We start from the raw sequence: 24,480 nt of genomic DNA, 5'->3' as shown, positions 1-24,480 counted from the left end.
CTGTCGCAAAAATATCACTCTTAAGTCTGAAATGCTCAAAATATGTTAGATTTCAGTCATTTTCTGTGGATATAATTTGTCCGGACATTTTGCTTGCATTCTGACCATCTATGCTAAAATAATCGGGAAGGAGGTCTTTCATGCGGCTCTATCAAACTTGCGTTTTTCTGGTCTGCGTTATGATATCCGTGCTTTTTTTTGCTGCAACTCAGGGCATCGCCGCGTCGCAACCGCCCGCCAAGGCAGAAATCTCCACAGCAAAAATCGAACGCGACTTTATCGCTGGACCGTTCGGCCAGGTCCATGTGCGCATCGCACGCCCCGAGACCGAATCCCCAAAACCCCCGCTAGTGCTATTCCACCCCACACCTTATTCCAGTGATTATTTCCTCAAGTTCATGCGGCGCATGGCAAGCGATCGAACAGTCATCGCCATTGATACACCCGGCTATGGCGATTCGGATCGGCCAAAGGAGTTGCAATCCATTAATGGCTATGCCGGATCTGCAGCGACCGTCCTCAAGGCGATGGGATATGGCGGCAAAAAGGGACAGCCGGTTGATCTACTCGGTTATCACACAGGCACCCTGATCGCGGCAGAGCTTGCCATCCAGCATCCTGGCCTCGTCCGCAGGCTGGTCCTACCCGGCCTGCCCTTCTTCACCGGCGCTGAGCGCAAAAAGGCCTATCAAGCCAACGCCAAGCCCGAACAAGTTGCGTCCGACGGCTCTCATCTCGCCAAAAAATGGGATTTTGCCAAAGCAGCGACCAAAGCTGGTCTGTCCCTGGAGCGCGCGCAGGAGCATTTCGGTGACATGATGCAATGTTATCCGCATTGTTGGGAAGCCTATCACGGCGTCTTCACCTATCCTGCCGAAGAGCGTTTCCCGAACGTCGAGCAGCCTGTCCTGCTGATCACCAATGACGGTAGCCTCAAACAAGAGACAGAGGCAGCCTTGCCCTTGTTCCCGCAAGCCACGCTAATACATATCAACGGCGTCACCTTGGGCGGCTTTGATCTCGCATCGCAAAAATATGTCACGGTCATCCGTCCGTTCCTGGACAATGATCCCCCCAATATGAGCGAGAAATGAGAGGAATTTTATCATGGACCAAAAGGATGGTGTTTCACGGCGCAGCCTCTTTTCAGCGGGCGCGGGTCTGGCGGCTGGAGCTGCATTAAGCTGGACTGATTTCGCCCATGCCGCCAAGAAAGGCGGACCGGACAAGATCAGCATCACGCCAGATGGCCGTTATGAAACGGCGCCATTGGCCAAGGATATCATTTCGCTAGGTGTCGCCCAGGCGCGGGTCGTACCGGTCGAGCTCAGCAACCTGAAGCAGACCCGCCGCGCCAATGTGCAGCATATGATGGACCTGATCGACGCTGCAAATGGTTTTTCCGGTCCGAAAGATCTGATCTTCTTTCACGAATTTCCGATTACCGGCTATTATCATAAGTGGAATATCCAGGACGCGCGAAAGGCGGCCATCGAGATACCTGGTGAAGAGACGGAAATGCTCGCCAGCAAGGCCCGCGAATATGGTTGCTGGCTCGTTTTCGGCTCCTATGTGCGCGATCGGGACTGGCCGGAAAGCCTGCTGTCCATCACCACAATCATGAATGGCAAAGGTGAGATTGTCGACAAGCACTGGAAGGCCCGCAACATAAAGGGCTTTTTCGGGGGCGATTTCGAACTGTTTACCACCACCATTTATGATGTGCTGGACCGCTATGTCGAAATGTACGGAGCCGACGCGGTTCTCCCTGTCACACGTACGCCGATCGGTAATATTGCGACTAGCTCGGTACAGCGCGAACCGGAACTCTTCCGGGCCTTTGCGATGAAAGGCGCAGAGATTATCCTGCGCACCGCGACGGGCGGTTTCAACCCCATCGATATGCAAGCAACCAGCCTCTACAATGGCGTCTATACAGCGGTGGCGAACAATGCCGCATCGCCGGAAAACCCCTACTATTTTGCTGATGCCGGCGGTGGTGGATCGGCCATTTACGCGCCCGATGGCGATGTCATGAATATCGCCGAGACCGCTTTTGAAACACTGGTTTCTGCGCGCATCCCGATCGCCAATTTCAGGGCGCGTAACCGCCAGCCGATTGTTCATAGCGAGCTGTTCATGCCGGTGTTCGAGCAGTATCGATCCCGCTATGGTCCCAATCTTTTTGCCGAATATCAACCCAAGGACACACGGGATTCCGGGCGCTATTTACGCGACAAGGCAAGGTGGCCGAAATAGTGTAAAATAGCGGTTGCAATCAGCCGCCTCTTGCGTAATTTGTCCGGACAACTTTTGAAGGGGACTCACCCATGCCTGCCTATATGATCGTTACTGCGAAAATTTCAGATCGCGACAAATTCATCAAGGGCTATGGCGCTGCTGCCGGTGCTCTGGTTGAGAAGTTCGGCGGACGCTATGTCTTGCGCGGCCCGGGAGCAGAGCTTCTGGAAGGCGATTTTGGCGACGGCGCGTCGATGGTGATTTCAGAATGGCCCGACAAAGCCGCCGTTCATAAATTCTGGAACAGTCCGGAATATCAGGAAGCCAAGAAGTTGCGCGCTGATATCGCCGATTGCCAGGTCCTTGTTATAGAAAGTCCCAAAATCGCATGACTGATATTATCAAACGTACGACCCTTATGGTTCGTGACGGGGATGCCGCGTCGAACTGGTATGAAACCGTCTTTGGCATGACCAAATGGATGGACACCCCTTTTACCCTGTCAGGCACGCAACTGGCTGCTGGTAAAAAGGGTGACAAGACCCGCCTGATCATCCTGAAATGCGAGCATGACATGATCGGCATGATCGGCCTGCTCGAATGGCTCGACCCCAAACAGGATGCACCGGAAGAGCTGCCCACCGAAATCAAGTTTGGCGCACCGGTTTTTGTCGTCGCATCGGAAGATGCAAAAGGCGCGGTGGAACGGGCCCGCGCTCTGAGCTCCACCATCCATAGCGAACCACGCGAATGGAGCGTGACCGGTGCTGATGGCAAGCAAAAGGATATGATCGGCTGCTCCTTCTGGGATCTGGATGGCTATTTCTTTGAAGTGAACCAGGTCGTGAAGGTTCATGACTGAGTGACCGGCGCCGGTTCCTCTCTTTCCGACTTTGATATGCTGTCTGCGGGCAAGCAGATTGACGATGACGCCAATTATCAATGGCGCGTTGCGGCTCGGCCCGTTGGTAATGTTGTCCCGTCAGATTTTGAATGGGCGGTCACCGACATACCAGAACCCGGCGAAGGCGAAGTACTGCTCAAGACCCACTATCTCGGCCTCGCTCCTGTCATGCGCTTCTATATGCAGGGCACGGGCGCTGCCGGAGAACGAGTTCTGGAGCCCGGTGATGTCATCCATGGCCGCGGCGTCGCGCAAGTCGTCAAGTCCCGCCACCCCGACTGGCGTGAAGGCGAAATGGTACAGGGTCAGATGGGCTGGCAGACCTACAAGACATCCAAAATGACGGCGCAGGAGAAGTTTTTCCGGATGCCTGCCAACGGCTTGCCCGCCGCGCTGGGGTCCGGCGTGCTGGGTATGACCGGCCTTTCCGCCCATGCCGGGCTTTTGGCCTGTGGCGATCCGAGAGAAGGCGACCGCATGGTTCTCTCCGGAGCCGCCGGCGGGGTCGGATCAATGGTGAGTCAAATGGCGGCCAATGTGGTCGGCTGTGATGTTGTCGGCATGGCGGGCGGAGCGGAAAAATGTGCGTTCATTCTCGATCATGGATGCTCCCATGCGATTGACTATAAATCCGAGAATATCGAAGCGCGGCTGGACGAGCTGCGCCCCAATGGCATCGACCTGTATTTTGACAATGTCGGCGGGGAAACGCTGGAGGCCTGTCTGGAACGGCTGCGCCTGCACAGCCGGGTGGTGCTCTGCGGATCGATCAGTGAATATACGCGGGACGAGCCGTTCAAGCTGTCCAACTACACCCGGCTACGCGCCACGGAAACGCGGATGCAGGGCTTTTTTGTTTATAATCATCTGGACCGATGGGATGCAGTCATGGATGATCTGGCAGGATGGATTCATGACGGCAAACTGAAGCCCGTGCAGGATGTCGAACAGGGCTTTCAGCACATGCCCAGGGCGCTGGCGAACCTCTATTATGGCCAGAATGTCGGGATACAATGCTGTTCGGTTCGCGGCGAACCAGAGACATGGATTTGAGGGAGAATATTAGTGGGTGAGAAACAACAGACACGGTTTCAGCGCGGCAACTTTGTCGTGGCCGATATCGACCGGGCGCTGACTTTCTATCGCGATGTGCTGGGGTTCGAGGAAACCTTTCGCAAAGGACATAATCCCGACAGCTATTCCTTCCCGGTGTTTGAAATCCCTAAAGAGGCGGAAATTGGTTTTTCGATCCTTTCGCTCCCCGGCCAGCCGCGGGTCATGGCTCTGTCCGAGGTCAAGAACGTTCCTCTGGAACCTGTCCCCCATCCGCGGCGCGGTGCGATTGTACTGGATGTCGCCGATCCCGACGCAGTGATGGAAGGCGCGCGAAAACTGGGCTTGCAGGTCTATGAAGAAGGACGGCTTGAAACCCATGACGGGCGGATCGGTCGTGAAATAGGCATTGTCGATTTTGATGATAATCTGGTGGTCATCTATCTCATCCCGGATGCGCAATAATGGCCAGTCAAACCGATCAATCCCAGACAGACGCAGCCGCTGCTCCGGCCAAGCCGTATCCCAGCGCCGCGGCGGGTTGGTTTCTGGTGGTCATGCTGACGATCGCCTATATTTTCAGTTTTGTGGATCGCTACATCCTCGGTCTGTTGATCGAACCGATCAAGGCGGAGTTCGATCTGTCCGACCGGCAAATTGGCTGGCTGCTCAGCGCATTCACATTGGTCTATGGCTTTGTCGGCATCTTCATGGGCTGGCTGATTGACCGCGGCAAGCGCATCTGGATTGTGTCGATCGGGGTTGCCTTATGGTCTGCGGCAACCGTCGCCACCGGCATGGCGAAAAATTTCTTCCAACTTTTCGCCGCCCGCATGGGTGTTGGCGTCGGCGAAGCGACGCTTAGTCCGGCGACTTTTTCCATGATTGGCGACAGTTTCCCGACCGAGAAACGCGGCAAACCGATCGCCTTTTACTCCTCCGCTCTTCCCATTGGCGCAGGCCTGGCCTCCCTGTTGAGCGGCGCGATCATCGCCTGGACCGCGGCGAGCGGCAGCCAGTCCTTGCCGTTTTTCGGTGAACTGTCACCTTGGCGTTTCACGCTGATTATTGTGGGCCTTCCCGGGATGATCTTTGCGCTCTTCTTCCTGTTTATGAAAGAACCGGCACGGCGTCCGGTAGCGGCGTCGGAAGAGGTGATCAGCGGCAGCGGCTTTTTCGATGCACTCAAATATATCTGGCGCAACAAGACGCTCTATATCGGCTTCGTGCTGATCATCTGCACTATGACGACCATCGCCTATAGTCAGGGCTTTCTGGCCCCGACGTTTGAACGGACCTGGGGGTGGTCGGCGCAGAAATATGCTTTCGTCAACGGTGTTGCACTACTCATCATCGGCCCGGCCAACATGATGATCATGGGCACCATCTCCGACTGGTGGACGAAGAAGGGCGTGCAGGATGCATCCTTGCGCATCCTTTATATCGGCTTTTTCATCATGGTGCCGACCGCCGCCATTCCTTTGTTCATGCCTAGCGCAGAACTGGCCTTTGCAATATTGTGTATCAATACGGTCGGTATTGGGATTGTGTCTGCCATCGGCGTGACATCCTTGCTCGTCATCACGCCTGCGCAAATCCGTGGACAGGTGGTCGCGCTCTATTATCTGGCGATCAGCTGGTTCGGTTCGCTGGGCCCGATTGCAGTTGGCGAACTGTCGAGCAGTGTATTTGGCGAAGATAATCTCCGCTATGCCGTGGCAGCCGTGCCGCTCATCTTTGGCCTGGTGCCGTTTTTGATGATGCCTTTGACGCGGCGGCTATACCGCGAGCAGATGGTGCGTTTGGGCGCGGCCAGCGAATGATCCGCAAGGGCTACAGTCACGGCCCCTTCGGTCAGGTGCACTGGCGGTTGCTGGCACCAGAAGGACCTCCTACGAAGCCAGACCTTTATTGCCTGCACCCCGCCCCGTTCAGCGGCCTCGCCTTTACGACCATCATGCCGCATCTCGCGCAGGAACGCCGTGTCTTTGCGCCGGATTTTCCCGGCCATGGTGGCTCCGACGCTTTCAAGGAAGAACCGGTCATAGAGGAATATGCCGCGGCGATGATGGCGGTGGTCGAGGAACAGTCGGGTAGCGGACGGGTCGACCTGATGGGCTTTCACACCGGCAATCTTGTTGCGGCTGAAATGGCGCTGACCGCGCCCGAAAAAATCCGACTTCTGGCGATGGTAGATGTGCCGGCCTTTGATGCCGAAACGAGCGCCAAATTTCTCAACGCCAGCGCCAAAACGTTCGCAATCACACCCGAACTCTCCTGCCTTGAAGGACCATGGGAGCGCGGGATGACCAAACGTATCGAAAGCCAGACACCGGAGCGCAGCTTTGAGATGTTTACCGAACAGTTGCGCCCGGGTCGGTTGATGAACAAGGCTTTCCATGCTGCGTTCAGCTATGATGTCGATGCAAAATTACCGATGATCATGCACGAGACTATGATATTGGCCTCGCAATCGGGCCTGCTGGACGCGACCCGTCATGCGGCTAGCATCATGCCCAGCGCCATTTTGGTCGAACGGCTGGACATCAAGCGCGCCGTCCTTGACGAAGCAGCGGAAAAGACAGCAGATGAGATTTTGAAATTTCTGGACAGGACAGGATCATGAAGGCCTTTGCCATTTATTGCACCGACAAACCGGGCACCGAACAAAAGCGTCTCGAAGCGCGCGCTGGGCATTTTGCCCATATTGAAAAGACCATTGATAATCTGTTTGTCGCAGGACCTCTTAAAAACGCGCAGGGCGATACCGTAGGATCGCTGTTGATTGTCAAGGCCGAAACAGCAGAATATGCCCGTGCGCAGCTGGAAGCCGATCCTTATTTTCACGCAGATATCTGGGCTGATATCCGGATAACGGAATTTACCGCCGCCGCTGGCGACTGGATTGGCGGCAAGATATGGTAGGCTTCCATATTTCTTGAGGAGATCAGAAAATGACCCGCATCACGCCCTTGACCATGGATGAACTGCCCGACGAGACGCAGGCGGCTCTCAAATTTTCTGAAAACCTGATGGGTTATGTTCCCAATTCGGTGATGACAATGGCGCATTGGCCGGAACTGCTAGGCGCATTTCGCGGACTGGTAAGCGTGATCTATGGCGACAGCGCAATCGATAATGGCTTGAAACGCCTGATCGGAGCGGTGGTCAGCGCGGCGGCTGGATGCCAATATTGCAAGGCGCATACGACATTGGGCGCCCGGGATGTCGGCGTGGATGAGGAGAAGGTGAAAGCGGTCTGGGACTATCAGTCCAGTGACCTGTTCAGCGCAGCCGAACGGGCGGCGCTGGACCTAGCCTTTGCCGCCGGACAGGTGCCCAATGCGGCAACCGACGCGCATTTCGCCGCGCTTGACACCTATTATGACGAACGCCAGAAAACCGAGATTATGGCCGTGATTAGCATGTTCGGTTTTCTCAACCGGTGGAATGACAGCCTTGCAACGAAACTTGAGGGCAAGCCGTTTGATTCTGCGAGCACGCTCTATTCGCCTGATCAATGGCAGGCGGGACAGCATCGCCGCTAAACCATCGGTCAGCAGTTAACCGATCTCGATCAATTCCAGCAATTCCCCAGCCGGGCCAAGTGCCGTCGCAGTTCGGCGATCCCGATAGAGCGCGCCTTCCCGTACCTGTGGCGATGCGATCCAGTCAATTGCGATCGCGTCCAGATAATCAACCGCCAGCGTCACAAGTGCATTGCCCGGTGGCAACATGCCGTCATGCCGTGGCCGCTGCGTCGCCTCTTCCGGATAATCATCCACCTCGACAATCGGCAATCGGTCATTCTGGACCATGGTGAGATCAGATACCGTCCCCGCAGGCTTCCCGAACGCCTCGTTGATCATGCTATATTCCAGCGTATAGGTATCGCCCACCGTCAGATGCAGCTGGTCACGATACCAGTCCACTGTCCCTGCACGATCCGGTGTCGCCAATATCACAATGAAAATATGATCGGTCAGCGACTGCGCCTTCGGCAAATCAGTCGAAGGCGTATCTTCGCGCACTTCATTGAGATAGACCATTTCGCGGCCGGTGCCGAGCACCTGCATCGGCACGAAAAATGGCAGACCTTCCAGCTCTTTCGGCGGTCCGATAATATCAAAACCGCTACCTTGCAGCCGGTCCGGCCAGCCGAATACATCCTGTACAGTCAGCTCATAGGCCGCCCAGCCATAGGTGGTCGTCGGCTTGAAATCCGGATGGTCCGGCTGTTCAACCAGACGGATGAAACAATCGGCCCCGCTAGCCGGTTGCAGCACAGCCATGGGTGCGCCGACGCTACCCGGACAATTCCAACCTTGCGCCAAATCATCGGCCAGCGGACCGTTTTCCACGACCTGCATGCCCAGCATATCGCGATAGTCTTTCAGCGCCGCTTCCAAATCGGGCACCGTCGCTACGCCGCCCAGTATCGAGCCATGTTGCAAGGCATGTGTCATATCAAAATTCCGGCTTTCTCTTTTCCATGAACGCGCTGACACCTTCCTTGAAATCATCGCTTTCAAAGGCAGCGTCGAACAAAGCAGATGTCTCCGCATCATCATCGGCCTGCCCGTCCAGTATGCGCTTTATGATCGACTTGCTCATCGTCTGGCTGTGCAAAGAGACCGATGCCATCGTGGCCGCCAGCGTGTCCGCCTCGGCATAGGGATCGTCAGCTAGGATAGTGATCAAACCGATATCGAGCGCTTGCTGCGCCGACAGCAATTGGCCGGTAAACAATATCCGCTTGGCTTGCGAAGGCCCAACCAGGTCAACCAGCAATTTGGTGTCGTGCAGCGGATAGACCAACCCCAGTTTCGAAGGCGTAATCCCAAAACGCGCCTTCGGTCCGGCCACCCGCATGTCACAGGCCAGCGCGATACCGCAGCCGCCACCCACGCAATCGCCATCAACAATCGCAATGGTTGGCTTTGGTGCCTGTGCCAGCTCATGCTGGACCCGGCCTATCGCTGCCTGATTGCGTGCGCGCCATTCCGGATCAGTGGAACCGGTCGCAAATTCGCCAATATCGGCCCCGGCACAAAAAGCGCTATCCTTGCGGCTGGCATGCAGCATCAAAACACGGATCGCATCGTCCATCATCGCATCGGCCAGCAATTCGGGCAGCAGTTCCCACATCGCCTGATTAAACGCATTGCGCTTGTCTGGCCGGTCAACAAGCAGATGCGCGACCTTGCCCTCTTTCTCAAGCCGCAGGGTCATAGAGGATCAACTTTCGCCAGATGCTGGGCAATCTGATGGCGGGTGGTCACCCAGACATCTTTCTTCGACCGCACATGTTTCAGAAATTCTTCAAACGCCCAGATGCGTCCGGGTCGGCCAATGATCCGCAAATGCAAGCCAAGCGACATCATTTTCGGATTGCCCTCTTCGCCTTCACGGTAGACCTGATCAAAATTGCACTTTGCATAATCCAGCCATTGCTGCGGTGTCATCGCCGGGTCGGTCCACATTTTCATATCGTTGCTGTCAAGCTGATAGGGCACAATCGCAATCGGTTTTTCCGGCACCGTTTCCTTGTCCCAGAACGGAATGTCACCGGAATAGTCGTCCATATGATAAGCAAAACCTTCCTCGATCAGCAGACGCCGGGTATTATCGGTATGGAAATAGCGCGACAGCCAGCCATAGGGGCGCGTACCGGTGGTCTTTTCAATCGATGTGACGGCCTTGCGGATGAAATCCCGCTCTTTTTCCTCGTCCATCTTGAACTGATGCACCCAGCGATAGCCATGGCTCACCGGCTCATGACCCATGTCCGCTATCGCCGCGCCGATTTCGGGATGGTTTTCAAGGCTCATGGCGGCCACGGTCCAGCTTGCCATGATCTCATATTCCTTGAGCAGCCTGACGATGCGCGGCGCGCCTGCCTTGATGCCGTAAAGATAATTGCTTTCATTGCCATAATTACGGATTGGCGATTTTATATGGATGCCGAGCTCATCAACCGGCTCCATCCCACGGTCGCCGCGAGCCACGGTCATTTCACTGCCTTCCTCAACATTGACAACAATGCTCAGCGCCATTTTCGCGCCATCGGGCCAGTCCATATGTTCTTCTTGCATATCAGTTTTTGTCCTTGATCATGGCCGGTGTCCAGCCCTTCGCCCGTCGGTCCAGGCGTGAATCCAGTATTTCTCCATCGAGGTCCATCAGGGCTGCCTGCGCGAGAAAGGCCGCGCTTTCTTCTAGGCAGTTGACCCGGATCACGCCGCGCAATTGTCCTTCAAATTCACTGACGACTACCGGGACAACACCACAGTTGGCGCAGACCAGAAAGTCAGCGGTTTTGGTTCCAAAGCGGTATCGGGAAACCGGGCCCGCCAATGTGATATCGACATTGCCTTCAGGATCGGATGTCCATGAAGCGCCATGCATCTGGCAAAAAGAACACTGGCAGGTTCTTGCGCCAAGTTCCGCCGGCGATTTTTCGCTGCGAAAATCCAGCGTGAGTGCACCGCAATGACAGGCCCCGGCATAGTGCATCAGTGCATTTCCTCTCCGCCAGAGACGTTGAGCGCCTCTCCGGTGACATAAAAGGCGTCATCGCTGGCCAGCCACGCACAGGCGGCGGCGGTATCGGATGGCAGGCCGGGCCGCCCCATCGGGTTGCTCTTGCTCATATTGGCGAGATAGGCCTCGACACTGTCAAAGCCCAGCAGTTTGGAAAAATATTCATTCTGCTGGGCACCCAGACCGGTCGTCACATGATTGGGACAAACTGCGTTCACCGTTATTCCATGTGCGCCGAGTTCAACAGCGCTCGCTCGAGTAAGGCCTACCATGCCATGTTTGGAGCTGACATAGGCGGGCAGATGCGGAAAGCCGGTTTTCGCGGCCTGCGATGCGATGTTGATGATACGTCCACCTTTGCCAGCTGCAACCATCGCTTTGGCAGCAGCCTGCGTGCAGTAAAAGGCACCTGACAGATTGACCGCAAGCACTTGATCCCATTCCTTCGCCGTGTCGACCTCCAGAAGCGGCTTCATCATGAACCCGATCCCGGCATTATTGACGAAAATATCAACTGCACCAAAGGCTTCCACACTTTGATCGACCAGAGCCTGGCATTGCGCCGCGTCACTGACATCACAGGCGATGGTCGCCACTTTGGCCCCGCGCCCGCGCAACTCTTCGGCCACGCCTTCTTCCTGATCACCGATTGTGAGGTCCGAAACCACACAATTGGCACCTTCATCGGCGAAGCGCTGCAATATGCCCTGCCCCAGCCCTTTTTTCTTTCCGGAACCGGTGACGACAATGGTTTTTCCTGCAAACCGGCCAGACATCAGAGGTCTTCTGTCAGTATGAATTGTGGACCATCGGCATAATCCTGAAACGGTGCGGCCATGGCCTGAAATTCGGGATCAGATACATCGGCGACAAATTCATCCATGCCGGTAATGTCGATAATCTCGAAATATTCGTAAGGGGGCGAATCATCCGAACCGAACAGGCCGGTGGCCTTGTGGACGGTGAATGATGTGACCGAGCTCAGCGCGCTGGCCGTCGGGATATCCCGTGCTTTCGCCCATTCCTCATATTCAGCAATATCAACGCCTTCTTTCAGATTGAACAATACAATGATGCGCATGGTTTCTCTCCTCTTATGTGATTTCCAGATAGGTTTCGGGGCGACGGTAACCGCGTAACTTCTCGTCCAGCTTTCGCGCCAGAGCAAACAGATCCGCCTCGCATCCTTTTGGCGCTAAAATCTGAAGCCCCAAAGGCATGCCATTGTCGTTAAAACCGGACGGAATGGTAATCGCGGGAAGGTCTGCAATATTGGCAAGACAGGTATAATCAGCCTGATTGGCCGGTGCATCTTCGCTATGCGGAAAGGCACCTTGCGGGGCGGTTGGCAAGATACAAAAACCGTGTTTTAAAACCAGCATCTGCATTGTTTCAGAGGTCTGCTTGAGAATCGCCTGATCCTCATCCCAATCGGCAGCGCTGCGTTTCGGGCCATATGCGATCAGTTTTTTCAAATTGCCGGAAAGCTTGCTTTGATCCTCGTCCGCAAAATGGGCCGCCATGGCTTTCGTTGTCTTGATAAACCCGGCAAACCGAATGCGTGACAATTTATGTTTGAGCTGAGCCACGGCGATGGTTTCCCCCGCCCAGCGCATGATATCGCGGAAATTCTCGATGACTTCCAGTTCGCAATCAACACCCGTTTCGACCAATGTCGCCAGTGATCCAGTTGCGGCCTTGTCCTCACCAAAATCGCTAATGACCCGTGCGACCTTTTCCAACAGGGCCAAATTCCGGGCCAGCGGCCCGATGCAGTCCAGCGATTGTTCCGCCAGTTCCAGACCATCCTGGCCGATCGCCGATTGTGCGGGTTTAAATCCGTATACCCCGCAATAAGCGGCCGGTATCCGCACAGACCCCATTGTGTCCGTGCCTAATGCGACATCGCATAGACCAGCCGCAACCGCGGCCCCGCTTCCGCCAGATGAGCCGCCGGGCGTATAATCTTTCTTGTGCGGATTATATGTTTTGCCGAACCATGGATTGTCGGTCTTTGCGCCCAGCGCGGCCTCCTCCATATTCAGCATTCCTATCATAACGCCACCAGCCGCCCGAAGCGCTGCAACCACCGCAGCATCTTCGCTGGCAACGCGATCACGATAGAGTTCGCAGCCGGCAGTCCAGGGCATGCCTCTAACCGCGATATTGCCCTTCACGCCGATGGTGACCCCGGCCAGAGGTCCGGCACCGCCCGTCGCGGTCCGATCAAAATCGGTAAAGGCATTTAACGGCCTGTTGGCCGTTTCCAAGGCATCCCAATCAATCACAAAGCTCGCTCATCAATCAGGCGAATGGGTTTCTGGCGTGTATCAATTTGCGTATCCTTTGCCGTCCCTCCGGCATCAACCAATGCCACGCCGACTTCAATACCAATGCCCTTGCGCAACAGTTCCGCAAGTTCCGTCTGGCTGCTACTGCCTTTGCTCTCCAGCGTCACATGCATCTCGTCTCGCCCTGTATCATCGCGCGTGACGCGACAGACATATTCACCGGTCAGGTCATTGCGTCCTTCGATGATGGCACCAATGGCATGCGGGAATATGTTGATACCGCGCAGCTTGACCATATTGTCGCTGCGCCCCTTGAACCCGGTAATCCGCTTGAACACCATGCCGGTGGCATTGCTGTCGGTGCGCTCCTCGGTAATATCATGAGTGTTGAACCGGATACAGGGCGCGATGTCATCCTTGAACAGGCAGGTCACGACCATGTCGCCGGTTTCGCCAGCTGGCACGGGCGCACCGGTATCAACATCAAGCAGTTCGAGATATTGTGCATCTTCCCACACATACATGCCGTCACGTTCGGGGCCTTCGCCCGCAATGCTGCCGGTATCGCCGACACCATACCAGTCATAGGCCTTGGCCCCCTGCCAGGCCGCTTCGGTCGAGGCGCGATCTTCGGTCCCCAGATGACCGATAATCATCTTCAGATTGATCCGGTCAAACAGTTCCTCTGCGGCAGCGACATCAGCCAGCTTACGGATATAATCGACAAAGCCGACCATGCAGCTGACATTGAAATCCGCCATCAGATTGACCTGATTGATCGACCGGGTTTCAATTCCGGTGCCAGCGCTAAGGAACAGGGCATTGGTGAAATGCGTCACCGCCTCGCGAATATAATGCCCGCCATTGATCATGCCATGACCATAGACGGACTGCACCACATCATCGCGCCCGAGCCCCATCCAGCGATACATCCGTCCGACCAGCAAATTGGTGATCTCTCGGCCCTTTGGACCAAACATCAACGGCTGCGGACGGCCCGTTGTTCCCGATGTCGTGTGGAACACCACTGGTGTTTCTCCGCGCCCGTCAAAATCACCATAAGGCGGATAGTCGTTGACCGAGGCCATCAGGTCACTCTTGTCATAAACCGGCAGCTTGGTGATATCTTCCAAGCCCCCGATATCTCCCACTTCTATACCCTGATTACCCCATAAGCGCTGATAAAAGGGTATCTCCCATCCGCGCTGCATCAGCTTCAAGAATTGCTTGTTCTGGATCGCAAAAAGCTGGTCACGGGACATGCCAATGTAGCGCGCAGTGAAGGCATCACCCACGGGATAGTCGGCGAGCATCTGCTTGGCATCAAAGGCTTCGAAATAGGTCGGAAAAGTCATTGGGGCTCCGTGGCATAAGCTAGGGGTTCATCAAATATTCTGGGGTCGCAATTTTCACTCGCGAGCGAACGGGCGAGATTGCGCTTGGATTGTGTCTGGGCTTCCGACATTGGCGCCGTCGGGCTGCCGAGATTGTCGGTGATCATGCGTTCAACTGTGCTACCATCCGCAAGGGTAATGCTAAGCATTTGCGGGGCCAAGGCATTGTGATCGGGATTGTCATCAATACGGACGGTTACTTGCTTGCCGAGCGTCACCAAATCGGTATTGGCAAATTCCTGCGCATGGAAACAGCGGGGATCAATGATCCGGTCGCGCAGCATCAATGGCACCAGAAAGGCCAAGCAGAGCCGTGCATAGCTGGGTGTCATATCGGATTTATAGGGCCGCCCGACCAGCCGGTGGATCAAAGGCGGTGCGGCTACATCAACTGACTCTACCATCTTCGGATCCAGTGATCCGTCACGGATCATATCATCGATGGCGCCTAGTATACCGTGACTGGCCCGACCGGATGGAAAGGGCTTTATGCTGACCTGCTCAATCAACCATCCGCCACCAATGCTATCGGTATAGCGTGTCAGATCACCCGGTTCGAAAAGCTTGAAATAGCCAAAGGGTCCCTCAAGTGCATCATGCGGACCATCCATGCCGGTCTTTGCCAGATCAACGGCGGTGATTGCCGCGCGGGAGGCGTTGGCGATCTGTAAAGGGAGTGCAATAGACGCCTCGACATGGGCCTGCATGGTGCCTGCGGCTTGAGAATAGGCCAAGCCCAGGACATCGGCAAATTTCTCGTTTGGCATGCTTTCGAGCCGTGCCACGGCCAGAGCCGCACCAATAATGCCAGCTGCCGCCGGGCGGAAAAACTGCATCGCGCCGGTCGCCGCAACACCGATACCGCTCGCGATATCCACACCGACTGCCAAGGCCGTGAGAAACTGTTCCGTTTCGCATCCACCGATCCGATCCACGCTGGCCAGCAACGCTGCGGTCACGACTGACATGGCATGGACCACTGCGGGTTCATGCACCGCATCCCATTCGAGACAATGGATCGCAAAGCCGTTAAACCAGGCCGCCGACGGTGTGGGAAGGCTATCTGCCAAGCCAAGCAACCGCGCCTCATCACCGGCGCCCCAGTTACGCACGGCGGCCAGCATGGATTGCGCTTCCTCAGATGCCGCTCCCGCCGCGCCGCCAGCCAATGTGTCGCCTAACAGGCGAAGCGCTGCAGCCTTCGTGCTATCCGGCAGGTCATGGTCGGCAGCCGCGAAATCAACTATTTTCTGCGTCGCACTCATGACAACCACTCTGATAGCATTTCATGGATCGATGCAGCAGCATCCCCGTTCAGGGCAAGATCAACTGCACGATCAGCTTCTTTTGATTGCAGCCCGCCCCATGCGATCAACGCCCGTGCTTTGCCTATAATGCCTTCTTTGGACAAAGGCCGTTCTGGATCGCCAAGCGTATCAACCAGCTCGACACTCTCTCCGCCGCAAGTGACCCGGGCACCATAATGTTCGGGATAGCGAGCGGTTATATCGCCGGCTTCGCCAGCCGTCACGCCGGCGCGCTTTTCCGACAGCGCGACAATCGCATCTGGTTCAAAGTCGCTAAGCTGCGGCACGTCGCGCTCAGCCACCACGGCAACCGCATGCTGAAGCGAGAATTTCGCGTCGATCACGGTTTTCGGATCCGGGCGATCACAGAAACTGATAGCGTCGGCATAAGTCTCTACATGGATATCACCGTCAAGCGCCCCCAGCTTGGCCTTGAGTTCCAATGCCGCATCGATAGCCGGATGGGCATGGCGGCAAGCGCCCCATGGCTTGAAGCTGACTTCATGGATACGCCATTGATCCGGAAAGGTCATCGGTTTCGGGTTTTTGCAAGTGGCAGCATAGAGACCTTGCGGGCCTTCGAGGATGAAGCGGGGGCCGGTAGCGCCCTCCATGGAGGCCTCGGCAGCATGCCAACCGGTTTCTGCAGCATGGAAAATATGCCACTGCTTCGCAATTGTATCCTCATGACGCATCTGCCAAAATCCGCCTGACACTGATCCAGCCAGCCCCATGGCATCGACCACATTTTCCAAGGATGGCTTTTGTTCAAAGGAGAAAGACGCCGATACTGCAGCGCCAAATATTCCAGCCGTTGAGGTATTGTGCCAGTACGAATAATGACGGTCGTCAAAAGTCGAACCAATAGCGATCACGGCTTCATAGCCTCGAATGGCAGCATCCAACATTTCGTCAAAATCGGCAGCCAATTGACCAAATATATTTCCCCAGACCACCGGGCCAGGATGTAAAATGGATGACCGGTGAATGTCATCCATCTCAAGAACATTACCTAACCAAGATCCATGATAGCCCGGCACTCCCGAAATCTTTCTTGGTAAACTGCCCACGTCGCTGGTGAGCGCACCGGCCACACAGCCCAACCAGTCGAGCAAATGCAGCCGCGCCTGTTGCCGGGTCGCCTCATCAACAGGGCGCATCAAATGAGTCGCCAATTTCTCGGTCAGGCTCTCTTGCGTCATTGCGGCGCCCGTCCTAAGACGGCCCCATGTCCGGTAGAGAAAAATTGGCTGCGAAAGCACCCGCTAAATCCAAAAGCTCGTCCAAGAAAAAGCCGCGCTATCTGGAACTGGCCGACGAACTGCGCGAAGCGGTGCTGCGCGGTGACTATCCCGATCCCGGTGATTTTCCGACCGAATCCGTCTTGTGCAAAAAATATGATGTCAGCCGCTTTACGGTCCGAGAAGCTTTGCGGAAACTCACCGCCGAGGGCCTGATTACGCGCAAGCGGGGTTCCGGCACGGTTGTTCAACCGGCGACGGCCCGCGCCGGTGCGCTGCACCAGCCGCTGAGTAATGTTGGCGAGATTTTGCAATATGCGCGCGATACCACCATTGCTTTTGAAAAGAAAAAAGCGGGCGCCATTCCCAAAGATGTTGTGGAACAGATTGGCGCCAAGGCTGATGGCGACTGGTTCGCCTTTCGCGGCAAGCGGATGAAGCCTGGGCGCAAGCGTCCCATTGCGGTGACCGAAGCCTGGGTTCACCCCGAATTGGCCGATGCTGTCGCGCAGATTGATGTCAACGCTACAACCTTGTTTGGGCAGATTGAAACGCTCGGCGAAGTCAGTGTGGCCCGGGTGACGCAGGATATCCAGGCAATCAAGGGCACCAAAGACATTCTCTCGGAGCTTGGCCTGGAAAAGGGTGATCCGGTGCTGCGCATCCTGCGCTGCTATTTTGACGAAAGCGACCGGATGTTCGAAATTTCGGCGAGCTATCATCCCGGCGAACGCTTTGCCTATTCGATGCATATCGAGGTGGACTAAAGCCGGCGTCATTGCTGCTTGTCCAAGGTCGGTGCGTCTTCCGGCTGCCAGTCAGTTTCCGACGCAAAGCGGAAAGAGAGGCCGATCTGGTGGCTGCCATGTGCCTCGATCAGCAGGCCGCGTTCACGCAGAAAATCCTGATCAAGCGCTTCGCGAAAATCGAGAACGGGGGAGAAAGCGACGTCCTTGTCAGCAAACCACTCAACCCATTGATCACGCGTTTTGGTCGCGAAAACCTCCCTCAGGAACGCAACCAATGGTGCTTGCCCGTCACCCGGCTCCGCTTCGGCAAGTGGCAGCAGGTCCAGCCGGTCCAGCGCGGTCAAAAGATTACGTGCAAATTTGACTTCACGCGCGCCCAAGACGACATGCCGCTCATCTGCGGTCTTATAGACATTGTAAAATGCCGCGCCGCCCAATGACCGTTGCGATTGGGATCGGGGAGAAGCACCACCGGCAATGGCCGATCCGGCAATATGGGCGCTCCAGGGCAGCATCGAGTCAAACATCGCGATGTCGATATAATCGCCCTCGCCTGAACTATCGCGCCCGATCAACGCCATCAATACCGCCGATAATCCGTTGAGCCCCGCGGCCATATCCGCCGACGGCACACCGGGCACGACGGGTGTGCCATCAGCACCGTCATTGACGGACAGAAACCCTGACAAGGCCTGCACGGCCAAATCATGCGCAGGATGATGCGCCATTTCGCCTTCCTGCCCAAAGGCGGAAATCGAACAATAGACGATGCGCGGGAAACGCCCTGACACAGTGTCATAGTCAAAACCCAGCCGTTTCATCACGCCGGGCCGAAAGCCTTCGATCATCACGTCGGCATCGGCCAGCAGTTCCCAAAGCTGCTCCCGCCCTTCGTCTGATTTCAGGTCGAGCGCCAGCGCCTGTTTGCCGCGATTGAGATTGCGGAACCAGACCGACTGGCCCGCCTCCATCGGTTCCATTTCCCGTGCCGGGTCTCCGGTCGGTGGTTCGACCTTGATCACCTCTGCGCCATGGTCAGCCATCATCATACTGAGCATCGGGCCCGGCAGAAAAAGCGAGAGGTCAACGACCTTGATGCCGGTTAGTTTGGCCATAAGCGTATCAGACTATCCCCTTTGCGCGCAGATCAGCAATCGCATCAGCATCATAGCCCGCCTCGGCCAGCACAGCGTCACTGTCCGCCCCAAGCAGGGGCCCTGCCCGGTTTGGCAATCGCTCGCCATTCAGCTTGATCGGGCTGGACAAGACATTCATGTCCGCACGGTCGGGATGGCTGACCGTGTCCCGCATGCCAATGGTTTGCAGCCATGGGCTATCCAGTGCCTGATCGAGGTCATAGACCGGCGCAACCGGCATCAGACCCTGAAGCAGGTCGAGCCAGTACGCGACCGGTTGCGCAGCGAATATCTCGCTCAAAACGTCCGACAAGGCTTCCCGATTGGTCAGACGATTGGCCGGTGTATCAAAGCGCGGATCTGTAGTTAGTTCCTCGTGACCAATACGCTCGCATAATATGGCCCAAAATTTTGGCAGCTGCGCCATGACAAACATCCAGCCATCGGCGGCCTTGAACATCTGGCTCGGCGTCGCGGACGGGTGCGCGCCAAAAGGCGCACGTCCTGTGACATCATCCTCATTCATATACCAGAGCGCCGGATAGCTGGTCTGGTGAACAGCGGCGGACAAGAGGTCGACATCGACATCACAGCCTTCGCCGGAACGCTGCGCATCCAGTAAGGCCGCAAGCAAACCAACGGCTGCCATTGTGCCGGTCATGAAATCAACCATCGACAGGCCAAAGCGCACTGGCGGCCCGTCAGGATCACCGGTCAGCGCGCAGAAACCCGCCTCGGCCTGCATCAGATAATCATAGCCCGGCCATTTCGACCGCTCATTGCTTCGTCCATAAGCCGATATATGCGCACAGACGATCGCTGGATTGACCGCTTTCAAAGCGTCATAGTTAAGGCCGACCTTGTCCGGCACATCTCCGCGCAGATTATTCGCCACGACATGCGCGTCTTTGGCGAGTGTATGAAGCACCTGCTGTCCTTCTTCGGTACGCAGATCGAGGGTCAGCGAGCGCTTGTTCAGGTTGAAACTCTGGAAATAGAGGCTTTCCTGTTCGCGTAGCCAATGCGGCCCGACATGGCGCGCTGTGTCGCCGCCTTTTGGCGGTTCGATCTTGATTACATCGGCACCCATCTGCGCCAGAAACATAGTGCCGTAAGGACCGGCCCCATATTGCTCGGCAGAAAGGACACGAAAGCCTTTCAGCGGTTGCCTGGCCTCGCTCACGCAGGGTTCCTTTTCACCCATTGTTTGGAAATAATCATCCGCTGCATTTCATTGGTCCCCTCTCCAATACACATCAGCAAAGAATCGCGATAATAGCGTTCAATCTCATATTCCTTGGAATAGGCATAGCCGCCATGAACACGCATGGATTCTTCTGAATTCCGCACCGCTGCTTCAGAAGCAAAATATTTCGCCATGCCCGCTTCCAGATCACAGCGCTCGCCGCGATCATAGGCTTCAGCCGCATCAAGAGTCAGCAAACGTGCCGCTCTGGCGCGGGTCACCATTTCGCCAAGTTTCAACTGGATCGCCTGATGCTCGGATATCGGCTTGCCCATTGTCTCACGCAGCTGCGCATATTCCGTTGCTAGCCTGAGCGAACCCTCGGCGAGACCAACACCCCGCGCCGCGACATTGATGCGCCCCAGTTCCAAGCCGCCAGTGGCTTGGAAGAATCCTTGTCCCTCGACACCGCCAATCAGATTTTCTGCCGGAATGCGATAGTTATCAAATACCAGCTCCGCGCTGTCGATGCTGTTATAGCCCAATTTCTTGAACTTCTTACCAACCGTAAAGCCTTCACCTTTGGGCGCGATCATCAGGCTCATACCTTTGTAGCGCGGGTCCGCTTTGGGGTCGGTTTTCACCAGCAGCGCAAAGCAACTGCCGTTAATTCCGTTGGAAATCCAAGTCTTGGTCCCGTTGATCACATATTCATCACCATCACGGACAGCCGTCGTACGGATCGCTTGCAAATCCGTGCCGGCATTGGGCTCGGTCAGCGCCAGCCCACCACGAATTTCACCGCTCGCAAATTTGGGCAACCATTTGGCTTTCTGCTCTGCCGTACCAAAACGCTCAACCGCACAGGCCATGATCAAGTGTGAATTGAATATCCCGGTTATCGCCATCCAGTGCGAGGCTATTTCGGCAACGATTTTCGCATAGCTGGTAGCCGGGAGGCCGAGGCCGCCATATTCCTCGCCGATGGTTGCACCAAACAGCCCCATGTCAGCCATTTCGCCAACCAGCTGCTCCGGCCATTTATCTTCGTGGTCATGTTCCATGACGACAGGTTTCACCGAACGGTCGATCCATTTCTGGATTGCATCCATGAAAGCCTGTTCTTCTTCCGGATCAATCATATGCTGTGCATTATCAATTGCCGTTGCCATTTTTGTCGCTCCTGATGTCTTAAATTCGGGGTTCCCTCCCCCTCTTATTTAATCGTCCGCACCGCCAAAGCCGCGTTTCCAGATCAGCATGGTGCGTTCGAAAGTGCACACGACTTTATCGTCCTGGTTCTTGCCAATCGTCTTGATTGTCACAATGCCCTGTTCCGGACGTGACGATGATTCCCGCTTTTCCAGCACTTCACTTTCCGCATAAAGTGTATCGCCGGGAAATAGCGGGTGAGTGAGGCGGATTTTGTCCCAGCCAAGATTGGCTACTGCTTTCTGGCTGGTATCCGAAACGCTCATCCCGACCATCAACGCTACGGTCAGCGGAGAGCAGACCAGCGGTTTTTCAAATTCGGTTTTCTTGGCGAATTCATAGTCGAAATGCGCGGGATGCGTGTTCATCGTCAGCAAGGTGAAGTGCACATTGTCGGTATCGGTGATTGTCCGGCCGGGACGATGCTCGTAAATATGACCGACTTCAAAATCCTCAAAGTAGCGTCCAAATGTTTCGCGGAAACGGCCCGGGCTGACTTCTATAACTCCATCACGCATATATTTGTCCTTGTTGATTAAACATTCTGTTCTTCTGTTTTATCCGGCTGCTGCCGCGATATGCCTGTATCGTTGCATAACCGGAGCCTCCAGCATACGCCCATTATGGCTAATCGCTTTGCCGCCAGCTGCATCAAATGCATTTATTGCGTCTATCGCTTCAGCCACTTCAGCCTCCGTCGGTTTCATCGCCTTGGCAATGGCAGCAATCTGTTTTGGATGGATTGCAGCCTTTGCATGAAAGCCCATTGCTTTTGCCTTGGCGGATTCTTCTTCCAGCCCGGCCTCATTTCCCATATCGATATAGGGAACATCAATCGCGGCGATCGCCGCCGAAGCGCAGCAGAGGATAAACGCACCGCGTGCAGCCAGAAGCGGCTCCCATTCCAGTTTCGTACCAAGCTCCGCAGAAAAATCACCGCCACCGAACATCATAGCAGTGACGCCATCGCTGGCGGCAATCTCGTCGCCAGCACGCAAGCCTTTGACCGTTTCGATCAGCGGCACCAGACCATCAACCCGGTCGCCCAAGATACAATGGGCAATTTCAACCTCGGCAGCACTTTCCACCATCGGCAGGAAAAGCAGGGAGGGAAGATGATCAGCGGCCGATAACGCAAGCAGATCGGCCAGACCCGAAGCAGTCTTTATACCATTGATTCGCACCGCGGTTTTTGACCGGTCGAGCGTTTTCAAGCCATCCAAGACAGATTCGCGGGCGCTGTCTTTTTGATCTGCAGGGACCGAATCCTCAAGGTCGATACAAATCAGATCTGCACCGCTATTCGCTGCTTTTTCAAAGCGTTCGGGCCGATTGGCAGGCACAAAAAGGAAGTTGGTAAAACCGGTCATAGGGTCCATTATCATGTTCGATCAATATTACCTCTTCACAATTTGTCCGGACAAATCTAAAGTCAACCAGAAAGTGAAATTAATTGCATGATCACTCGACATGATTTTTAGGGAGAAGCGTGAAATGAATCGATTTTTTAGGCAAACAGCTCTGGCGACGATGGTAGCATCTTTTGCTTTGGCCAGCCCTTCTGCAGCGCGGATGCTTGACCCGGAAAAACCGGAAGATGCCTTGGAGATCATGAAGCGAACACAATGCGGGACCGCTGATGGCGTACCGGCTGTTTATCACTGGTCGGGAAAAGTCTATTCCCGCGTACAGGGTGAACCTGATCGGCATCTTTATAATGGTGAAGGCATGAATATCCGGCAATGTGTACGGATCGAAGATCCCAAACGCGGTGTCGGTTACCGGCAAGTCAGCCGCGAAGTGATGTTCTACCTTGATCCCAAGACCAACGAGGTACTGCGCACATGGGATAATCCCTGGACGGGAGAGACGGTCAAGGTCATGCAGATCGCCAATGATCCGGTGAACAGCCGGCCGAATTATCCTTATCGCGCCGATGGCACGCCTTACACGCTGCCCAATATCCGCACACAGGGCAACTGGATGTTCATGCCGATCGAAGTGCCGCTCTTTTACCACAATGTGCTGGCGGGCGATTATCAGGATTATGTCGGCAACAAATATCACGCAATGGAAATTTTCGACTTCACCATGCTGGCTGACGAGATGCTGGATACGAAAAACCCAACCGCTTATCCATCAATCAGCTGGGTACGGATTTCAGACTGGATGCCGTGGATGAAGATGCGCGGACGGCAAGGACAGATGGTCTTTAACGCCATGGGCGCGAAGCTGAAGAGCTATGATGAGCTACCGGACGTGATCAAGGATGAGATTGCGCTCAATTATCCCGAGTATACCGCACCGCCTCCTGGCGATGATCCGCGCAAGAATGAAACGACCTGGACCGTGTTCAAGAAAATGATTGATGCGGAGCGGGCAGCCGAAGCGGACAAGAAATAAGGCTTCGCGTCAGAGTTTCTCCCTGGGGGTCGGCCAATATGGTCGGCCTCTTTTTTTGCCCTAAAACGGCTTGATATTGCCGAGAAACGCCGTGGCAAGCAGCAACAGATAGACGATCCAGACCCAGATGCGAGTGGTGTCCATTGTCTTACGCAACGGAATTTCGGTTTCATCCGATGATCCTTCCGCAATCAGTTTGCCAAGCTGTGGCCCAACCGGCTTGAACGCAACATCGATCATGATGGCCGCAGCGAAAATCAGGCCAAACATGAGCGCCTTGGTCGCGAGCCATACCGGCATAAGCGGCTCGCCTTGCACCAACGAAAGGGTGCCGAGGCCAAGGTAAAAAGCGGTTAGGCCGATTTTCAGTACAAACTCGATTTTCCGATCCCGTGCAGCGCGCTCGGTCTGGTCATGGATATGCGCATCCCAGACCAGCCACAGCCAGACAGCCCCGACGACCCAGGAGAGCGCCACACCCCAGACCGGCACGTCCCACCAGCCCCCGGCATCGACCATCGTTATCGTAAGTGGCACCATCAAGGCCCAGGCGGTGCGTGGCGTCATGTCAAGATTGACGAGCAGTTGCAGCAGAATCAAACGTTGCGGCAGATCATATTTCTCCCGCTTGCGAAAATGCTGGCCGAGCATGAAGACGCCGACATCGGCACCGAGCCACAGGACAAACAGCAGGATGTGGACAAAGACCAGCAGCTGATAAAAGGAAAAGTTGAAAAGTTCTATCATCGCACCGGCCCCCGTCTGTTACCTGATCATCTCATGATCATATATGTCCGGACAAATTGCAATGCCCATCCGG

28 protein-coding genes are annotated in these 24,480 nt (G+C 55.5%); 12 read left to right on the top strand and 16 right to left on the bottom strand.

What is annotated here, in order from left to right; translation table 11 throughout:
- Positions 1 to 140 precede the first annotated feature (140 nt).
- From DK507_RS04925 to DK507_RS04880, 10 genes are all read left to right on the top strand, one after another.
- Positions 141 to 1,094 carry an alpha/beta fold hydrolase gene (locus DK507_RS04925; protein WP_109355258.1) on the top strand — a complete coding sequence of 318 codons (954 nt, stop codon included), beginning with the start codon at positions 141 to 143 and terminating at the stop codon, positions 1,092 to 1,094.
- A 13-nt stretch (positions 1,095 to 1,107) separates the two neighbouring features.
- Positions 1,108 to 2,259: a nitrilase-related carbon-nitrogen hydrolase gene (locus tag DK507_RS04920; protein WP_109355257.1), complete on the top strand. Its 1,152-nt coding sequence runs from the start codon at positions 1,108 to 1,110 to the stop codon at positions 2,257 to 2,259.
- Positions 2,260 to 2,330: 71 nt separating this feature from the next.
- The gene (locus DK507_RS04915; protein WP_109355256.1) at positions 2,331 to 2,633 is read left to right on the top strand and encodes a DUF1330 domain-containing protein; all 303 of its coding nucleotides are present in this window, start codon (positions 2,331 to 2,333) and stop codon (positions 2,631 to 2,633) included.
- The gene (locus DK507_RS18025; protein ID WP_254054261.1) at positions 2,630 to 3,103 is read left to right on the top strand and encodes a VOC family protein; all 474 of its coding nucleotides are present in this window, start codon (positions 2,630 to 2,632) and stop codon (positions 3,101 to 3,103) included. Before DK507_RS04915 ends, DK507_RS18025 begins: the two co-directional genes overlap by 4 nt.
- The gene (locus DK507_RS04905) at positions 3,104 to 4,198 is read left to right on the top strand and encodes an NADP-dependent oxidoreductase (RefSeq protein WP_109355255.1); all 1,095 of its coding nucleotides are present in this window, start codon (positions 3,104 to 3,106) and stop codon (positions 4,196 to 4,198) included.
- 12 nt (positions 4,199 to 4,210) lie between these two features.
- On the top strand, positions 4,211 to 4,663 hold the full coding sequence (locus DK507_RS04900) for a glyoxalase/bleomycin resistance/extradiol dioxygenase family protein (RefSeq protein WP_162558899.1): 453 nt from the start codon (positions 4,211 to 4,213) through the stop codon (positions 4,661 to 4,663).
- On the top strand, positions 4,663 to 6,021 hold the full coding sequence (locus DK507_RS04895; protein WP_109355253.1) for an MFS transporter: 1,359 nt from the start codon (positions 4,663 to 4,665) through the stop codon (positions 6,019 to 6,021). Before DK507_RS04900 ends, DK507_RS04895 begins: the two co-directional genes overlap by 1 nt.
- Positions 6,018 to 6,824 (top strand): alpha/beta fold hydrolase, encoded by an 807-nt coding sequence (locus DK507_RS04890; protein ID WP_109355252.1) that lies wholly within the window; start codon positions 6,018 to 6,020, stop codon positions 6,822 to 6,824. The genes DK507_RS04895 and DK507_RS04890 overlap by 4 nt, the downstream gene beginning before the upstream one ends.
- Positions 6,821 to 7,123: a YciI family protein gene (locus tag DK507_RS04885; RefSeq protein ID WP_109355251.1), complete on the top strand. Its 303-nt coding sequence runs from the start codon at positions 6,821 to 6,823 to the stop codon at positions 7,121 to 7,123. Before DK507_RS04890 ends, DK507_RS04885 begins: the two co-directional genes overlap by 4 nt.
- Before the next feature lie 29 nt (positions 7,124 to 7,152).
- Entirely contained in the window at positions 7,153 to 7,746 is a 594-nt protein-coding gene (locus tag DK507_RS04880; RefSeq protein WP_109355250.1) for a carboxymuconolactone decarboxylase family protein, read from the top strand.
- Between the two features lie 15 nt (positions 7,747 to 7,761).
- Here DK507_RS04880 and DK507_RS04875 read toward each other — a convergent pair whose 3' ends face one another.
- From DK507_RS04875 to DK507_RS04830, 10 genes are read right to left on the bottom strand one after another with little or no spacing between them, the layout of a single operon-like run.
- Positions 7,762 to 8,664, bottom strand: a complete 903-nt coding sequence (locus DK507_RS04875; RefSeq protein WP_109355249.1) for a VOC family protein — start codon at positions 8,662 to 8,664, stop codon at positions 7,762 to 7,764.
- Between the two features lies 1 nt (position 8,665).
- Positions 8,666 to 9,430 (bottom strand): enoyl-CoA hydratase/isomerase family protein, encoded by a 765-nt coding sequence (locus tag DK507_RS04870; RefSeq protein ID WP_109355248.1) that lies wholly within the window; start codon positions 9,428 to 9,430, stop codon positions 8,666 to 8,668.
- Positions 9,427 to 10,293 carry a polysaccharide deacetylase family protein gene (locus tag DK507_RS04865; protein WP_109355247.1) on the bottom strand — a complete coding sequence of 289 codons (867 nt, stop codon included), beginning with the start codon at positions 10,291 to 10,293 and terminating at the stop codon, positions 9,427 to 9,429. Before DK507_RS04865 ends, DK507_RS04870 begins: the two co-directional genes overlap by 4 nt.
- A 1-nt stretch (position 10,294) precedes the next feature.
- The gene (locus DK507_RS04860; protein ID WP_109355246.1) at positions 10,295 to 10,714 is read right to left on the bottom strand and encodes a GFA family protein; all 420 of its coding nucleotides are present in this window, start codon (positions 10,712 to 10,714) and stop codon (positions 10,295 to 10,297) included.
- Entirely contained in the window at positions 10,714 to 11,517 is an 804-nt protein-coding gene (locus DK507_RS04855; protein ID WP_109355245.1) for an SDR family NAD(P)-dependent oxidoreductase, read from the bottom strand. The genes DK507_RS04860 and DK507_RS04855 overlap by 1 nt, the downstream gene beginning before the upstream one ends.
- Positions 11,517 to 11,822, bottom strand: a complete 306-nt coding sequence (locus DK507_RS04850; protein WP_109355244.1) for an REDY-like protein HapK — start codon at positions 11,820 to 11,822, stop codon at positions 11,517 to 11,519. The genes DK507_RS04855 and DK507_RS04850 overlap by 1 nt, the downstream gene beginning before the upstream one ends.
- 13 nt (positions 11,823 to 11,835) lie before the next feature.
- Entirely contained in the window at positions 11,836 to 13,029 is a 1,194-nt protein-coding gene (locus tag DK507_RS17775) for an amidase (RefSeq protein WP_162558898.1), read from the bottom strand.
- Positions 13,026 to 14,387 (bottom strand): phenylacetate--CoA ligase family protein, encoded by a 1,362-nt coding sequence (locus tag DK507_RS04840; RefSeq protein WP_109355243.1) that lies wholly within the window; start codon positions 14,385 to 14,387, stop codon positions 13,026 to 13,028. Before DK507_RS04840 ends, DK507_RS17775 begins: the two co-directional genes overlap by 4 nt.
- Entirely contained in the window at positions 14,384 to 15,691 is a 1,308-nt protein-coding gene (locus DK507_RS04835; protein WP_109355242.1) for an MmgE/PrpD family protein, read from the bottom strand. Before DK507_RS04835 ends, DK507_RS04840 begins: the two co-directional genes overlap by 4 nt.
- A complete protein-coding gene (locus DK507_RS04830; RefSeq protein ID WP_109355241.1) occupies positions 15,688 to 16,935 on the bottom strand; it encodes an MmgE/PrpD family protein in 1,248 nt (415 codons plus the stop codon). Before DK507_RS04830 ends, DK507_RS04835 begins: the two co-directional genes overlap by 4 nt.
- A gap of 26 nt (positions 16,936 to 16,961) precedes the next feature.
- Between DK507_RS04830 and DK507_RS04825 the strand changes: the two genes are divergently transcribed.
- On the top strand, positions 16,962 to 17,741 hold the full coding sequence (locus DK507_RS04825) for a GntR family transcriptional regulator (protein ID WP_109355240.1): 780 nt from the start codon (positions 16,962 to 16,964) through the stop codon (positions 17,739 to 17,741).
- A gap of 8 nt (positions 17,742 to 17,749) precedes the next feature.
- On the opposite strand, the gene DK507_RS04820 is transcribed toward DK507_RS04825, so the two are convergent.
- Genes DK507_RS04820 through DK507_RS04800 form a run of 5 tightly spaced genes read right to left on the bottom strand, consistent with a single transcriptional unit; the run spans position 17,750 to position 22,627 of the window.
- On the bottom strand, positions 17,750 to 18,838 hold the full coding sequence (locus tag DK507_RS04820; RefSeq protein ID WP_109355239.1) for a CaiB/BaiF CoA-transferase family protein: 1,089 nt from the start codon (positions 18,836 to 18,838) through the stop codon (positions 17,750 to 17,752).
- 7 nt (positions 18,839 to 18,845) lie between these two features.
- Positions 18,846 to 20,042: a CaiB/BaiF CoA-transferase family protein gene (locus DK507_RS04815; RefSeq protein WP_254054260.1), complete on the bottom strand. Its 1,197-nt coding sequence runs from the start codon at positions 20,040 to 20,042 to the stop codon at positions 18,846 to 18,848.
- Positions 20,039 to 21,217: an acyl-CoA dehydrogenase family protein gene (locus DK507_RS04810; protein ID WP_174209019.1), complete on the bottom strand. Its 1,179-nt coding sequence runs from the start codon at positions 21,215 to 21,217 to the stop codon at positions 20,039 to 20,041. Before DK507_RS04810 ends, DK507_RS04815 begins: the two co-directional genes overlap by 4 nt.
- Before the next feature lie 48 nt (positions 21,218 to 21,265).
- Positions 21,266 to 21,775: a MaoC family dehydratase gene (locus tag DK507_RS04805; RefSeq protein WP_109355237.1), complete on the bottom strand. Its 510-nt coding sequence runs from the start codon at positions 21,773 to 21,775 to the stop codon at positions 21,266 to 21,268.
- Between the two features lie 39 nt (positions 21,776 to 21,814).
- Entirely contained in the window at positions 21,815 to 22,627 is an 813-nt protein-coding gene (locus DK507_RS04800; RefSeq protein ID WP_109355529.1) for a CoA ester lyase, read from the bottom strand.
- A gap of 124 nt (positions 22,628 to 22,751) precedes the next feature.
- Between DK507_RS04800 and DK507_RS04795 the strand changes: the two genes are divergently transcribed.
- Positions 22,752 to 23,660 carry a DUF1838 family protein gene (locus DK507_RS04795; protein WP_162558897.1) on the top strand — a complete coding sequence of 303 codons (909 nt, stop codon included), beginning with the start codon at positions 22,752 to 22,754 and terminating at the stop codon, positions 23,658 to 23,660.
- Between the two features lie 60 nt (positions 23,661 to 23,720).
- Here DK507_RS04795 and DK507_RS04790 read toward each other — a convergent pair whose 3' ends face one another.
- Positions 23,721 to 24,407 carry a hypothetical protein gene (locus DK507_RS04790; RefSeq protein ID WP_109355235.1) on the bottom strand — a complete coding sequence of 229 codons (687 nt, stop codon included), beginning with the start codon at positions 24,405 to 24,407 and terminating at the stop codon, positions 23,721 to 23,723.
- Between the last annotated feature and the right edge of the window lie 73 nt (positions 24,408 to 24,480).

This window comes from Sphingorhabdus sp. EL138, assembly GCF_900258045.1.
Taxonomy (GTDB): Bacteria; Pseudomonadota; Alphaproteobacteria; order Sphingomonadales; family Sphingomonadaceae; genus Parasphingorhabdus.
This window is presented reverse-complemented; position numbering and strand designations above follow the sequence as displayed.

Coding starts and splice junctions, on each gene's coding strand:
- DK507_RS04920 (WP_109355257.1), top strand. CDS start 1,108: ATGGACCAAAAGGATGGTGTTTCACGGCGCAGCCTCTTTTCAGCGGGC.
- DK507_RS04870 (WP_109355248.1), bottom strand. CDS start 9,430: ATGACCCTGCGGCTTGAGAAAGAGGGCAAGGTCGCGCATCTGCTTGTT.
- DK507_RS04820 (WP_109355239.1), bottom strand. CDS start 18,838: ATGGCCAAACTAACCGGCATCAAGGTCGTTGACCTCTCGCTTTTTCTG.
- DK507_RS04790 (WP_109355235.1), bottom strand. CDS start 24,407: ATGATAGAACTTTTCAACTTTTCCTTTTATCAGCTGCTGGTCTTTGTC.
- DK507_RS04830 (WP_109355241.1), bottom strand. CDS start 16,935: ATGACGCAAGAGAGCCTGACCGAGAAATTGGCGACTCATTTGATGCGC.
- DK507_RS04895 (WP_109355253.1), top strand. CDS start 4,663: ATGGCCAGTCAAACCGATCAATCCCAGACAGACGCAGCCGCTGCTCCG.
- DK507_RS04795 (WP_162558897.1), top strand. CDS start 22,752: ATGAATCGATTTTTTAGGCAAACAGCTCTGGCGACGATGGTAGCATCT.
- DK507_RS04925 (WP_109355258.1), top strand. CDS start 141: ATGCGGCTCTATCAAACTTGCGTTTTTCTGGTCTGCGTTATGATATCC.
- DK507_RS18025 (WP_254054261.1), top strand. CDS start 2,630: ATGACTGATATTATCAAACGTACGACCCTTATGGTTCGTGACGGGGAT.
- DK507_RS04880 (WP_109355250.1), top strand. CDS start 7,153: ATGACCCGCATCACGCCCTTGACCATGGATGAACTGCCCGACGAGACG.
- DK507_RS04865 (WP_109355247.1), bottom strand. CDS start 10,293: ATGCAAGAAGAACATATGGACTGGCCCGATGGCGCGAAAATGGCGCTG.
- DK507_RS04800 (WP_109355529.1), bottom strand. CDS start 22,627: ATGACCGGTTTTACCAACTTCCTTTTTGTGCCTGCCAATCGGCCCGAA.
- DK507_RS04855 (WP_109355245.1), bottom strand. CDS start 11,517: ATGTCTGGCCGGTTTGCAGGAAAAACCATTGTCGTCACCGGTTCCGGA.
- DK507_RS04890 (WP_109355252.1), top strand. CDS start 6,018: ATGATCCGCAAGGGCTACAGTCACGGCCCCTTCGGTCAGGTGCACTGG.
- DK507_RS04810 (WP_174209019.1), bottom strand. CDS start 21,217: ATGGCAACGGCAATTGATAATGCACAGCATATGATTGATCCGGAAGAA.
- DK507_RS04860 (WP_109355246.1), bottom strand. CDS start 10,714: ATGCACTATGCCGGGGCCTGTCATTGCGGTGCACTCACGCTGGATTTT.
- DK507_RS04805 (WP_109355237.1), bottom strand. CDS start 21,775: ATGCGTGATGGAGTTATAGAAGTCAGCCCGGGCCGTTTCCGCGAAACA.
- DK507_RS04825 (WP_109355240.1), top strand. CDS start 16,962: ATGTCCGGTAGAGAAAAATTGGCTGCGAAAGCACCCGCTAAATCCAAA.
- DK507_RS04835 (WP_109355242.1), bottom strand. CDS start 15,691: ATGAGTGCGACGCAGAAAATAGTTGATTTCGCGGCTGCCGACCATGAC.
- DK507_RS04850 (WP_109355244.1), bottom strand. CDS start 11,822: ATGCGCATCATTGTATTGTTCAATCTGAAAGAAGGCGTTGATATTGCT.
- DK507_RS04875 (WP_109355249.1), bottom strand. CDS start 8,664: ATGACACATGCCTTGCAACATGGCTCGATACTGGGCGGCGTAGCGACG.
- DK507_RS04840 (WP_109355243.1), bottom strand. CDS start 14,387: ATGACTTTTCCGACCTATTTCGAAGCCTTTGATGCCAAGCAGATGCTC.
- DK507_RS04885 (WP_109355251.1), top strand. CDS start 6,821: ATGAAGGCCTTTGCCATTTATTGCACCGACAAACCGGGCACCGAACAA.
- DK507_RS04915 (WP_109355256.1), top strand. CDS start 2,331: ATGCCTGCCTATATGATCGTTACTGCGAAAATTTCAGATCGCGACAAA.